This window comes from Apolloniradiicaulis salifontis, assembly GCF_053756655.1.
The window spans coordinates 1143510-1156026 of record NZ_CM132387.1 but is presented as its reverse complement, the minus strand read 5'-3'; the positions used below and the strand labels follow the sequence as shown (position 1 = coordinate 1156026).

Below are 12517 nucleotides of genomic sequence, written 5' to 3'. Positions count from 1 at the left end.
TTCTGGGTGGTAGGCCATAACATTACGCAGGTTACGACTAACTATTTCATTTCCCGCTTGTCCAGCCAGCCACAGCTCTACTCTCCCAACCACGTTTTCTACAAATTGTACAACGCTGTACACGTAGGCATCATTCAATCGACAATTGGTGAACGTCATAGAGCCTGGTGGAGTGAAGATGATTCTAGCGACATTGTGGCTCATTCCTCCGTATCGCCCTTGATGGACTACTCCGCAACGGAATGAATAAAAGTCTTCGGGCGAAAGGTAACTAAATTCCGGACCAGATAGATTCTCTTCGCACCAAGCAAGGTAGCGTCTCTGTGTAGACCGACCGTCTTCGTGGGCCAATGCTGCGCAAATGTCCGGAAGTGTAGCGGACATTGATATAGCTAGTAACGGCAAGCCATAATTAGCGGCTCGCCGCACTTCTGTAAGCAATGGATCCAAAGAGGCCATTCAAAAAGCTAGCTCCATCAGAACGGAATGTCGTCGTCCAGCGTATCCGACGAGAAGTCCTCGCGGGGGCGGTCGTTGGAACGGCCGCCGCCAGAACCGCCCTGAGAGCCGCCGCCCTGAGAACCGCCACGATCGTCGTCATAGGACCGGCCGCCGCCACCACCGCCGCCGTCATTCTTGCCGTCCAGCATGGTCAGCTCGCCGCGGAAGCGCTGCAGCACCACTTCTGTGGTGTAGCGGTCATTGCCGTCGCGATCCTGCCATTTGCGAGTCTGCAGCTGGCCCTCAACGTAAACCTTGGAGCCCTTCTTGAGATAGTTTTCGGCGACCTTGGCGATGTTGTCGTTGAAGATCACCACATTGTGCCATTCGGTCTTCTCGCGGCGCTCGCCGGTGGACTTGTCGCGCCAGTTCTCCGACGTGGCGATGCGCAGATTGACCACGGGGTCGCCGGAGTTGAGGCGGCGGATTTCAGGGTCTGCGCCGAGATTGCCGACCAGAATGACCTTGTTGACGCTGCCCGCCATTGAAAACTCCCTCGCCAGGTAAGGCTCTTGTCGCTCACGCGATATTTGTTCACACTCTGTTCCGCCGGTCAACGCCGGCGCGACTCATGTGTTAACGAACACCAAGGCGCCGTGCCTGTCCACGCCGCCCGCAGCATGCTCCACAGCTTTGTGGTGGCGGGGGGCGGCCTTGGGCCCTAGTTATGACGCGATCAGCTTGAAGGACGGATTTGATCCATGGGCGAACCGCTGAAATCAATTTCGGTGCGCGGCGCGCGCGAGCATAACCTGAAAGGCGTCGACGTGGACCTTCCGCGCGACAAGCTCATCGTGTTCACAGGGCTCTCGGGCTCCGGCAAGAGCTCGCTGGCGTTCGACACGATATACGCCGAGGGCCAGCGCCGCTATGTGGAGAGCCTGTCCGCCTATGCCCGCCAGTTCCTGGAGCTGATGAGCAAGCCGGACATGGACTCCATCGAGGGTCTGTCGCCGGCGATCTCCATCGAGCAGAAGACCACCTCGAAAAACCCGCGCTCCACCGTGGGCACGGTCACCGAGATCTACGACTATATGCGTCTGTTGTGGGCGCGGGTGGGCGTGCCCTACTCGCCGGCCACCGGTGAGCCCATCAGCGCCCAGACCGTGTCCCAGATGGTGGACCGGCTCACCGCGCTGGAGGACGGCGCGCGTCTTTACCTGCTGGCCCCCATCGTGCGCGGGCGCAAAGGCGAATACCGCAAGGAATTCGCCGATCTGCAAAAGCAGGGCTTCCAGCGGGTGAAGGTCAACGGCGCCTTCTACGAGATCGACGAGGCGCCCGAGCTGGACAAGAAATACAAGCACGATATCGACGTCGTGGTGGACCGGGTGGTGATCAAGGAGGGGCTGGAGCAGCGCCTCGCCGACAGCCTGGAGACCGCCTTGCGCCTGGCCGACGGTATCGCCGTGGCCGAGTTCGCCTCTGACTCCGGCGCCTACGAACAGCATGACCGCATCGTCTTTTCGGAGAAGTTCGCCTGCCCGGTCAGCGGCTTCACCATCGAGGAGATCGAGCCGCGCCTGTTCTCCTTCAACAATCCCCACGGCGCCTGCCCGGCCTGTGACGGGCTGGGCGCGAACCTGAAATTTGACGAGCATCTGGTCGTGCCCGACCGCGACAAGACGCTCTATGACGGCGCGGTGGCGCCCTGGGCGCGCGGCACGTCGAAACTGTACCAGCAGACGCTGCAGGCGCTCGCCGACCATTACGGCGCCTCGATGTTCACGCCCTGGCGCGACCTTCCGGCGAAGTTCAAGCGCACCGTGCTCGACGGCACCAAGGAGAAGATCAAATTCACCTATGAGGACGGGCTGCGCCAGTTCTCCACCACGAAGAGCTTTGAAGGCGTGATCCCGAACCTTTCGAGGCGCTGGCGCGAGACCGATTCCAGCTGGGTTCGCGAAGATCTGCAGCGCTTCCAGTCGGCCCAGCCTTGCGAGACCTGTCGCGGCAAGCGTCTGAAGCCCGAAGCCCTGGCGGTGAAACTTGCCAACGCCGACATCTCCGAAGCCGGTGAGCGCTCCATCCGCGAGGCGCGCGACTGGTTTGATACGGTGGAGGCGACCCTCTCGCCGAAGGATCAGGAGATCGCCCGGCGGATCCTGAAGGAAATCCGCGACCGGCTGAAATTCCTCGTCGATGTGGGGCTGGATTACCTTTCCCTCAGCCGCGCCTCGGGCACGCTGTCGGGCGGGGAAAGCCAGCGCATCCGCCTCGCGAGCCAGATCGGCTCAGGCCTCACCGGCGTGCTCTACGTGCTCGACGAGCCGTCCATCGGCCTACACCAGCGCGACAATACCCGCCTGCTGGACTCCCTGCGGGGCCTGCGCGATCTGGGCAATACCGTGATCGTGGTGGAGCACGATGAAGAAGCGATCGAGACCGCTGATTATGTGGTCGATCTCGGCCCAGCCGCCGGCGTTCATGGCGGCGAGATCGTGGCCGAGGGCACGCCCAAGGAAATCGCCGCGAACCCCAAATCGCTCACCGGCCAGTACATGTCGGGCAAGCGCATGGTGCCGCTGCCCGAGCGCCGCCGCACGGTGGATCTCAAACGCGCGGTCACCGTGAAGGGCGCGACCGGAAACAATCTGAAAAACGTCGATGCGGCCTTCCCGCTGGGCGTGATGACCTGCGTCACCGGCGTGTCGGGGGGCGGCAAATCCACCCTCACCATCGAGACGCTGTACAAAGCCGCCGCGCGCCGGCTTTCCGGCGCGAATAACGTTCCGGCCGAGCACGAGACGGTGCTCGGGCTCGAACAACTCGACAAGATCATCGATATCGACCAGTCGCCCATCGGGCGCACGCCGCGCTCCAACCCGGCCACCTATACCGGCGCCTTCACGCCGATCCGCGAATGGTTCGCCTCCCTGCCCGAGGCGCTGACGCGCGGCTACAAGCCGGGGCGTTTCTCTTTCAACGTGAAAGGCGGGCGCTGCGAGGCGTGCCAGGGCGACGGGGTGGTGAAGATCGAGATGCACTTCCTGCCCGACGTGTTCGTGGAGTGCGATGTCTGCCACGGCGCCCGCTTCAACCGCGAGACGCTGGAGGTGAAGTTCAAGGGCAAGTCCATCGCCGACGTCCTGGACATGACCGTCGAGGAGGCCGCTGATTTCTTCAAGGCGGTGCCGTCCGTGCGCGACAAGATGGAGACCCTCAAACAGGTGGGTCTGGGCTATGTGAAGGTGGGCCAGCCCGCCACCCAGCTCTCCGGCGGTGAAGCCCAGCGGGTGAAGCTGTCCAAGGAGCTCGCCCGCCGCGCTACCGGCAAGACGCTCTACATTCTCGACGAGCCCACCACGGGCCTGCATTTCGAGGACGTGCGCAAGCTTCTCGAAGTGCTCCACGAGCTGGTGGACGCTGGCAACACCGTGGTGGTGATCGAACACAATCTCGACGTCATCAAGACCGCCGACTGGCTCATCGATCTCGGCCCCGAAGGCGGCTCGGGCGGCGGCGAGATCGTCGCCTGCGGCACGCCGGAGGATGTGGGCGAGGTGGAGGCCAGCTGGACCGGCCGCTATCTCAAGCCGCTTCTGAAGCGCGACCGGGCGCGTCAGGCTAAGCTGGCGGGGTAGCGCCGTCCGTCACCGGTTCGGCGGCTGGAGACTTTGAGGCGTGGTCTGTCACGCTCGCATCGACTGAACTGCGCCTCGACCCGACCGTCCATGTCCGTCTGGCTTGAAGCTGCGACCATGACTCATCGCGGAGCGCCCCTTGCACCCGCACTCAGCTGCGTCCGGCTCGGCGGGCGATCAGCACGGCGAGCACCGCACTGATTACGCCTGCAGCCAACGCCTGGCCGAAGGTCTCAGGTCCCACGGTCGTGCTGCCCGGACCCGCCATGCCGGTGGCGCGGGCGAACACTTCGGCGAACGCGGCCTTGGCCGACAGGGACGGATCCTCGAACAGAAGCGCCAGTGTCGGCGCGCCCACTGCGGCGGCGTTGAAGGCGCCGTGGGCGGCGACCGCCTCCCACACCGAGCGGGTGAGCACGCACAGAAGCGCAAAGGCGAGCCCGGTCAGGCCGAGCCCTAAAAGCGCGACCAGGCCGAAAGCGAAGCCGGACACGAAGACATGGGCGTGGAACACCGTAAAGAAGGCGCTAGAGACGATCACCGCCGCCGCCACGCCCCAGCGCGCCGCCAGCATGCTCATCAGCCAGCCGCGGAACACGATCTCCTCGGCGGCGCCCTGCACCAGAAAGACCGAGCATCCCAGAAGCACGGCGAACACCGCGCCGGCGGGCGGAATCCCGGCAACGGCGTTGCTCCCCAACGCCTCGCCCGCTTCGCCGCGCGCGCCCAGCGCAAGGGCGGCGGCGCCGACGGCGATCACCAGAACCACGCCGAGCACAAGGCCAAGCAGGTAGCGCGGCGCGGCGCCCGGCCCGAGGCCGATCGTCGCGAGGGACCGGCGCTCGAACGCCTTGATCCACAGGACCGTCAGTCCGCCCCAGACGAGGAACTGCACCAGCACAAGGGGCAGCATGAAGGTCAGCGTGTCCTCGGTCATGCGCCGCTGAATCTCGGCCGGATCCACGCCGCCGAAGGCGAGCACGCCCGCATAGACCGCCGACCCGGCCACAATCACCACACCCGATACGGCGAAGCCGGCGAGGGTCAGCAAGAGCGCCGCCCAGCCCCAGGTGCGCCGCGATCCGTCCGGCCAGGTGGCGTAGAGCGCGCGCGTCATTCAGGTTCACCCTCAAGAGCCAAGCGCACGCCGATCGCCCGGGATACCGCCATGATCGGCACGAACAGCAGGTTCGAGGCCAATATCAGCAGGAACGCAAAGGCCGCCGCGCCCGCGTCAACCACAAGAATGCTGTACACCTCGTACTGGGCGAGCGGGTTTTCAGGCTGCTCAATGGCGGCCTGCACAGCCCGCCAGGGGCTGGCCGGCGTCAACGAGAGCAGGCTTACCGAGATTGCGATATTAACCAGATACGCGAAGGCATAGCCGAGCCAGGCCAGCAGCAGCGCCCCCATCCGGCCCCGCGACAGGCGCCAGGCGTCCGCAACCGCGATGCGGCCCGTCATGAAGACCACTCCCGGCAAGGCGGTGAACCGCATCTGGACGAGGATGAGAAAGGCCACGAATGCAGCAAAAACCAAAAGGCCCGACACAATCGCCGGCCCGGCGCCGCCAATCGCTGCGGTCACGCCGATGATGATCGCCCCCAGGAAGAGGACGCCCAGATAGCCGGCGATGAAGACCGCCAGAACGATGAGAAAGCTGAGGAGCAGCCGCCCGTAATCGCTCCAGCCCGGCCACAGCCGCAGGGGCCGGTTGAAAAACAGGTCCAGCCATAACGCCTCGATCCAGATCGAAAGAGCCGCCAGCGCCAGATAGACCGGCGCTGTGAGCGCGCTCACGCGCAGAGCCGCCGCAACCTGCTCGGCTGGCGGGGCCTCGGCGTTCAGCCCCGCCCAACCCATGAGCCAGACCATGGCGAATCCGGTGGATGCAAAGATCAGCGCCTGCAGGATCGCAAGGCGCAGGAACGCCATGGGATTCGTACGAAACACCACCCATGCATAGCCGAGCGCAGCCCTGGCCGTATACCGCGCCGGGACGGCGCCCGGGACCGTGCCGGTCATGGCTCAGCCCTCTGCCGGCGCGTCGCCCACCGAGCCGGCGGGGGCGCTGAACGTCTCTTCATGGCTCAGCGGATCATTGGCGTGGCGCACCGCGACATAGGCGCCGGGACCGTGCCAGAACGCCTCGAACAGGATCTGAAAGAGGATCTGCAGTAACACGACCACGCCAAGACCGATCAGGGCGCTCGGCCGGGTGAAGATGTCGGCCAGGATGGAGAACACGATTTCCGGGTCCGCCTCGGGGTCCAGCGCCGACAGGGCGCCGATCAGATCAGCCGCGGCCAGAAGCACTGCGACCTGCTGGGCCAGGCTCACCACGATGGCGCCGCCGACATAGATCACGCACGCCAACAGATAGACCAGGAGCATCCAGGCGGTGATCGAATTTGTCGCTGCAAAGGATCCAAAAAAGCGAAAGCGGCGCTGCTGCACGCTCATCGCCGGCGCGGCGGCGAGCTTGAGCGCCAGGATTATCCAGATGACCACCGCCGCGACCACCACAAGGGACGACACCGCCGCGCCGCCCAGCACGGCGCCGGTGTCGCCGCCGGCGGCCTGCGCCGCGATAGTTGGGGCCACCGCGACACCGATCGCGACGCCCCAAAACACCATGTTCAGCAGGATAAAGAGGATGTTCACCCCGATGAGGCGCAGCTCGTCGCCGCCCAGGCGGAACGGGATTCCGCCGGCCACCTCGTCGCGGGTGAGAAGCCGCAGCCAGGCGCCTTGCGCCAGCACCAGCGCGAGAAGGCCGCCGATCCCAGCCAACATCGCGCCTGCAAAAAGGCTGGCGGCGTATCTCAGGATTGTGGCTTCATCCGGCTCGACGCCCTCGGCCAGAGCCCCGAAGAGTTCCGCCCAGAACGGCCAGAGCAGCGCCAGCGCCCCGCCGTAGATCACGGCGTACAGGATGATCTGCCACAGCGCGATCCAAAGGACCGCGCCCGGGCGGCGGCCGAGCGCCTTGAAGAAAAAGAATGCCGCAGATGTGAAGTTGAACGCAGGCTTGTCCATCGTCTCCCCCGAAACTGGTTTCCCCACCGAGGCGAGACTAACAAGACGCGCGGCTCAGGTCTCCGGGTCGGGAGGCGATTCTTCGGTTTCTGTGCGATATTTAACATAGAGCGCACACAGCGCCGCGGCGCAGGGCGCGGCCACCAGAGCAATTTTTCCGGCCCCGTAGATCAGCGCAGCGACCCCGAACAGCACCGGGTTGGTGGACAAAGTGTCGGCGCCGGACGTCACTGCGCTTTGCGCTGCGCCCGGCCATGCCCCGATCAGGGCTTCACTGAGGCGATTGAACACCACCAGGAAGATCACGCCCGGCGCGGCGGCCAGCACCAGCGTCAGCGCGATTTCAAGGGCGCGACGCTTCCCAGAGAACGGCCAGGCGGTGAGCACCTGCACCTTACGCTGATCCACCGTGGCCGGATAGGCCATGACGAGGCGGGCGAAGAACCACAGGCTGAAGCCGATGAACACGATGGCCGTCAACCAGACCGCGCCCCATTCAGCCGTATTGAGCAGCGCGAACGTGTTCACCGCATCGGCGGGCGGTTCGTCGTAACCCTGGCGGCTGATGGCGACCATGCTGGCGCCCAGAATGATGCAGAACGCCAGAAACGCTGCGGTCATCACGACGATGCCTACCAGAAGCACCACCAGAAACGCCGCCCACAAAAGGCGCCGCTCGTCCGGCCCGAAGCCGGGCGCGCCCGCTTCGCCATGGAGCGCTGTGCGCCCCCAGGCCGAGAGCGCCACAACGAAGATAACGAACCCAGCCAGGATGAACACCAGGGCCGTCGGCGCGCCCCAGCCGGCGCCGGCGGCGGCGTAAGCGGTGGACAGCGTCTGGGCGGCGAAGATCACGCCATAGATCAGCGCCCCGGTGAGAACCGGGCGGGAATTGTCCAGCGGAAAGCGGAAGGCGGCGCGCAAGGCGCTTATGTCGAGGATGGTCATGGCGGCGGACATAGCGCCGAAACCGGCCCCGGCCAAGCCACGCGGCGCCAGGCCGCAGGGCCGGTTCTAATCGCGCTGGCTGATGCGGCAGACTTCGATTAGCTCGCCCGCCTCGTCACGCAGCTCCGTGCAGGGATCAAAAACGAAAGCTCGATTAGCGTTGAGGCCGGTGGTGAGATGGTGGCCAGTGACGGCGTCGCGCAAGGCGCCGCCCTCTTGCGGCGGATAGGCCAGCTCCAGCTTAGCTCGGCGAACCCGCGTCTGATGGTTCGTGCGCACCTCAAGAATCACGTAGGCCGCGTCGCCCGCCCCCGCCGCCGGATCCACCAGGATTCGCTCGGGCGCGCCGCAGTCCTGCGCCGCCAATCTGGACCCAAGATAGGCGGAGTGAGCGTACCAAGCGTCGGATGTGGCCCAGTCGCCCGGTTCAGTGGCGAGGCGGCGGACCACCCGGCGCTGATACTGGTCCAGCCCTCCTGCCGCGTGGGCGATCCTTTGAGCCGCCCAGAACCAGTAGCCGGCCGGAGCCTCCACCACTTCAAACCGCGCCGCCACCCCCAGAATCCAGGCGAGACGGGCGCCGTCGGGCGAGATCGAACACCGATCAGATTCAAGACGGGCCATGGCCAACGCCGCCGCTTCACCCGCCGCAGGGAGATTCCCCGCAGCCCAGGCTTCATAGGCTTCAACGAGAGCCGGCACGGAGTCAGCGGCGCTATAAAGCTCGCTGTCAGGACCCGACGCCTGCAGGCCCAGGGCGGTCAGCACAAAGAGAAGCATTGACCGCATCGTTCAATTCCTTAAAGCGAAGGTGAACTCTGTCATCACATCTTCACGAACCACCGGGGATCCGTCCACCAGCTTGGGCTCATAGCGCCAACGCTCAACCGAGCGCACGGCGGACTCGCCGAAATCTGGATGGGGCGCTGAGAACAGAACCTCGATGTCCTGAGTGCGTCCGTGCTCGTCGATATCAAACTGCACCAGTGTGATGCCCTGAACGCGCGCAGACTCCATCCGGGACGGATAACTTGGCGACGGTCGACGCAAGGGCCGCGCATCACGATTGTTTTCATCCTCGATCGTCTCATCGCCGGCGTCGTCGGCGTTGTCGCATTCGGCGAGACAGGGCTCGGCGACCCATCCGCCCTCGGCGAAACGCTCAAGTAGAACGCGCCGGTCGGTATCGCTCAGGCGCCCGCGCGAGTAATGCCCCCAGGCTCTGGCGATATCCGACGCCCGGTCGGCGACTTCGAAGGCCTCAAACAACTGATTTGCAACCTCAAACCAGAACGCCGCGTCGCGGTCATCGCCTCTGAAAGCCCGTTCAATTCCGGCGTAAAACGCCAGGAAGGCGCTGTCGGCGTTCAGGTCCTGACCCGATCGCCGCCACGCCTCGAACGCTTCGCGGCCGCGTTGTCCGGCGACCATATTGCCGCCGCTATTCCAAGAGGCGTGCGCCTGAAGCGCGCGGGTGCGGGCAATTTCGAAGTCTCGCTCGGGCTCCTCTGGCAGCGCCTCGAGCGCATCGGCCAACGTGTCGGCGCGCCTGCTGGCCTCCTCTTGCTCGCCGCTGAGAAACAACGTCTCCACCGCCCGCCGCTCCATACGGACCGCTGCGAAGCCGGGTTGACCGGTCTGCCGATAAAGCTCGCCGGCGCGTGTGAACGCCTGAATGGCGATGTCCAGGCGATCCATGGCGGCGGCAAGCGCGGCGTAGTTTTCGGCCAGCACACCTAGCGTCGCCGCATCTATCTGCTCCGCCTCACCCGCCTCTAACGCATCACGCGCCGCGCTCAACGCAGTTTCGGCGTCCCCGGCGTCATAGGCCTGCTGATAGCGGGCATAGGCTTCGGTCACAGAGTCCGGAAGCGTCTGGGCGCCCGCAGGCACGGTCAACAGCGCAGTCATCAGCGCGATGCATAGCGATATAACCTGCAATTTCACACCAAACTCCCCTCTTCTCTCAAAAGGAGAAAACTGCAATCCGAGCTGAGGGTCAAGGCCGGGCGGGGCGAGCCTGCATTTCGGCCCTCGCAGTGTTTGAGCGTCAGGCCCGCAGCGCGTATATGGACGTCATGACCCAGACCCCAATCCATATTATCGGCGGCGGCATGGCCGGCTGCGAAGCCGCCTGGCAGGCCGCAAACGCCGGCGCACAGGTCGTGCTTCACGAAATGCGCGGCGTTCGCGGGACCGAGGCCCACCAGACCGACGGCCTGGCAGAGCTGGTGTGTTCCAACTCCTTCCGCTCCGACGATCATGAGACCAATGCGGTGGGGCTTCTCCATGAGGAGATGCGCCGGGCCGGCTCGATCATCATGGAGAAGGCGAAGATCGCCCAGGTGCCCGCCGGCGGCGCGCTGGCGGTGGACCGCGACGTGTTCTCGAACGCTGTCACCGCCGCCATCGAGGCGCACCCGAATATCCAGATCGTGCGCGAAGAGATCACCGGCTTGCCGCCGCAGGACTGGGACAGCGTGATCATCGCCACCGGCCCCCTCACCTCCACAAGTCTGGCCGAGGCGATCCACGGCCTCACGGGCGAGGGGGAGCTGGCCTTCTTCGACGCCATCGCGCCGATCCTTTATGCCGACTCCATCGACATGAACGTCGCCTGGAAGCAGTCACGCTACGACAAAGGCGAGACCGAAGAAGACAAGGCGGCCTATATCAACTGCCCCATGAACAAAGATCAGTACGAGGCCTTCATCGACGCGCTGGTGTCCTCGGAAAAGACCGAGTTCAAGGACTGGGAGAAGGACACGCCCTATTTTGACGGCTGCCTGCCGATCGAAGTGATGGCCGAGCGCGGGCGCGAAACCCTGCGCCATGGGCCCATGAAGCCGCGCGGCCTGACCAATGCCCACAACCCGGATGAAAAGCCCTATGCGGTGGTGCAGCTGCGCCAGGACAACGCGCTGGGCAGCTTGTTCAACATGGTCGGCTTCCAGACCAAAATGAAATACGGCGTCCAGACCGACGTGTTCAAGATGATCCCAGGCTTGCAGAACGCCCGCTTTGCGCGCCTTGGCGGCATTCATCGCAACACCTTCCTGCATTCGCCCAAGCTGCTGGATGGTGTGATGCGCCTCAAGGCGCGTCCGTCCCTGCGCTTCGCTGGGCAGATCACCGGCGTTGAAGGCTATGTGGAGAGCGCGGCCATGGGGCTTCTGGCCGGACGCTTCGCGGCTGCGGAGAAGCTGGGCCAGCCGATCGCGCCGCCGCCGCCCACCACGGCGCTGGGCGCGTTGCTCACCCACATCACCACCGGCCACGTGCCCGGTAAGAAGGGCGCCTTCCAGCCCATGAACGTGAATTTCGGCCTGTTCCCTGAAATGGAGGCCCCGCGCAAGGGACCCAACGGTGAGCGCCTGCGCGGGGCCGCGAAATCCCAGGCGCGCAAACGCCTGATGACCGCGCGCGCCCTCGCCGACCATGACGCCTGGCGCACCGGGATTGTTTCGCAGGCGGCGGAGTAGTCCAGCGAGGGACCCTAGATCCGCCCGGTGAGCGAGCCCCATGTGAGCCGCCATTGGCGGGCCGCCAGCGGCCGGTCGGCGGTCTGGCGGTAGGGGTCTTGGAGCGCCTTGATCTGCTTCAGGTAGCCGCGCGCCAGCCCGGCATAGCCGAGCGCGGGAAACACTTCGGCCGGCAGGACCGAGCGCGTGCGCGACAGCATCGCCTGCGCCTCGTCGGCTTCGGCGATGAGGCCTTTGAGGGCCGCCTTGGCGTCGGCCGGCTTGGCGCCCTGGTGCAGATCGGTCTCGTTCAGCGGCGCCCCGGCGAGCTCGTCGGCGGCGAAGGGCGGACGCCCGGCCTGACACAGCGCCGGAAAGGCGCGGATCAACCCTGTGAAGCCCCAAAGTCGGCCCGCCGCATGGATCGCCGCGCCCGCCTCTCCGCCAAGATCGAGATCGGGTTTGCACAGGCGGGCGGCGGCCCGCATCAGCGTGACGGCCGTCCGGTCCACATAGTCGCGCCGGTCGGCGCGCGTGGGAAACGGCCCCTCGCCCAGATCAGCCGCGCGCGCCTCCACCAGGGTTTCCAGCGTTTCGCGGTCCGGAGCGCCTGGCGCGGCGCGCAGTTCGGAGAGCGCTTCATAGATGTCGTGGCGGCGTACTTTCGGTGGATCGGCGAACAGATCGGCCACCGCCTCACGCGCCCAGGCCAGGCGCATCTCGCCGATCATTGCATCGCTGACCGCCTCGGGCACCCGCGCGATCTCGTGATAAAACGCATAAAGCGAAAACAGGCGCCCGCGGATTTGCGGCGGCGCGAACAGGGCCGCCATGCGCCGGTCAGGATCGGAGGTCTGCAACAGGGCGTCGAAATCGGTCATGGATGGCTTTCAGGCCTTGGGCACGCGGGCGAGGCGTCAGGGACGTTGAAGGTGGACAGCGCGGTGGTTGGAACCATATGAAGGCTGCGAGACATTTCCAGAG

10 protein-coding genes are annotated in these 12517 nt (G+C 65.3%); 2 read left to right on the top strand and 8 right to left on the bottom strand.

Annotated elements, in window-relative coordinates; genetic code table 11:
- Nucleotides 1–476 precede the first annotated feature (476 nt).
- Complete coding sequence (gene ssb, locus ACWCOP_RS05620) at nt 477–986, bottom strand: single-stranded DNA-binding protein (protein WP_478250243.1); 510 nt, start codon at nt 984–986, stop codon at nt 477–479.
- Nucleotides 987–1202: 216 nt separating this feature from the next.
- Between ssb and uvrA the strand changes: the two genes are divergently transcribed.
- Entirely contained in the window at nt 1203–4085 is a 2883-nt protein-coding gene (gene uvrA / locus ACWCOP_RS05615; RefSeq protein WP_478250242.1) for an excinuclease ABC subunit UvrA, read from the top strand.
- A gap of 151 nt (nt 4086–4236) precedes the next feature.
- Here the strand turns inward: uvrA and ACWCOP_RS05610 are convergent, their stop codons facing one another.
- The 6 genes from ACWCOP_RS05610 to ACWCOP_RS05585 all read right to left on the bottom strand — a co-directional run bounded on the left by ACWCOP_RS05610 (nt 4237) and on the right by ACWCOP_RS05585 (nt 10019).
- The gene (locus ACWCOP_RS05610; RefSeq protein WP_478250241.1) at nt 4237–5202 is read right to left on the bottom strand and encodes a CPBP family intramembrane glutamic endopeptidase; all 966 of its coding nucleotides are present in this window, start codon (nt 5200–5202) and stop codon (nt 4237–4239) included.
- Entirely contained in the window at nt 5199–6110 is a 912-nt protein-coding gene (locus tag ACWCOP_RS05605; protein ID WP_478250240.1) for a hypothetical protein, read from the bottom strand. The genes ACWCOP_RS05610 and ACWCOP_RS05605 overlap by 4 nt, the downstream gene beginning before the upstream one ends.
- 3 nt (nt 6111–6113) lie before the next feature.
- Complete coding sequence (locus ACWCOP_RS05600) at nt 6114–7124, bottom strand: hypothetical protein (protein WP_478250239.1); 1011 nt, start codon at nt 7122–7124, stop codon at nt 6114–6116.
- A gap of 54 nt (nt 7125–7178) precedes the next feature.
- Complete coding sequence (locus tag ACWCOP_RS05595; protein ID WP_478250238.1) at nt 7179–8072, bottom strand: hypothetical protein; 894 nt, start codon at nt 8070–8072, stop codon at nt 7179–7181.
- 66 nt (nt 8073–8138) lie between these two features.
- On the bottom strand, nt 8139–8852 hold the full coding sequence (locus ACWCOP_RS05590; protein WP_478250237.1) for a hypothetical protein: 714 nt from the start codon (nt 8850–8852) through the stop codon (nt 8139–8141).
- Between the two features lie 12 nt (nt 8853–8864).
- Nucleotides 8865–10019, bottom strand: a complete 1155-nt coding sequence (locus ACWCOP_RS05585; RefSeq protein WP_478250236.1) for an energy transducer TonB — start codon at nt 10017–10019, stop codon at nt 8865–8867.
- 131 nt (nt 10020–10150) lie between these two features.
- Between ACWCOP_RS05585 and trmFO the strand changes: the two genes are divergently transcribed.
- On the top strand, nt 10151–11554 hold the full coding sequence (gene trmFO, locus ACWCOP_RS05580; protein ID WP_478250235.1) for a methylenetetrahydrofolate--tRNA-(uracil(54)-C(5))-methyltransferase (FADH(2)-oxidizing) TrmFO: 1404 nt from the start codon (nt 10151–10153) through the stop codon (nt 11552–11554).
- Nucleotides 11555–11568: 14 nt separating this feature from the next.
- Here the strand turns inward: trmFO and ACWCOP_RS05575 are convergent, their stop codons facing one another.
- On the bottom strand, nt 11569–12414 hold the full coding sequence (locus ACWCOP_RS05575) for a squalene/phytoene synthase family protein (RefSeq protein WP_478250234.1): 846 nt from the start codon (nt 12412–12414) through the stop codon (nt 11569–11571).
- Nucleotides 12415–12517 lie beyond the last annotated feature (103 nt).

What these genes read in the sequence shown, in the direction of transcription:
- ssb (WP_478250243.1), bottom strand. Translation starts at nt 986, where the DNA reads ATGGCGGGCAGCGTCAACAAGGTCATTCTGGTCGGCAATCTCGGCGCA.
- uvrA (WP_478250242.1), top strand. Translation starts at nt 1,203, where the DNA reads ATGGGCGAACCGCTGAAATCAATTTCGGTGCGCGGCGCGCGCGAGCAT.
- ACWCOP_RS05610 (WP_478250241.1), bottom strand. Translation starts at nt 5,202, where the DNA reads ATGACGCGCGCGCTCTACGCCACCTGGCCGGACGGATCGCGGCGCACC.
- ACWCOP_RS05605 (WP_478250240.1), bottom strand. Translation starts at nt 6,110, where the DNA reads ATGACCGGCACGGTCCCGGGCGCCGTCCCGGCGCGGTATACGGCCAGG.
- ACWCOP_RS05600 (WP_478250239.1), bottom strand. Translation starts at nt 7,124, where the DNA reads ATGGACAAGCCTGCGTTCAACTTCACATCTGCGGCATTCTTTTTCTTC.
- ACWCOP_RS05595 (WP_478250238.1), bottom strand. Translation starts at nt 8,072, where the DNA reads ATGACCATCCTCGACATAAGCGCCTTGCGCGCCGCCTTCCGCTTTCCG.
- ACWCOP_RS05590 (WP_478250237.1), bottom strand. Translation starts at nt 8,852, where the DNA reads ATGCTTCTCTTTGTGCTGACCGCCCTGGGCCTGCAGGCGTCGGGTCCT.
- trmFO (WP_478250235.1), top strand. Translation starts at nt 10,151, where the DNA reads ATGACCCAGACCCCAATCCATATTATCGGCGGCGGCATGGCCGGCTGC.
- ACWCOP_RS05575 (WP_478250234.1), bottom strand. Translation starts at nt 12,414, where the DNA reads ATGACCGATTTCGACGCCCTGTTGCAGACCTCCGATCCTGACCGGCGC.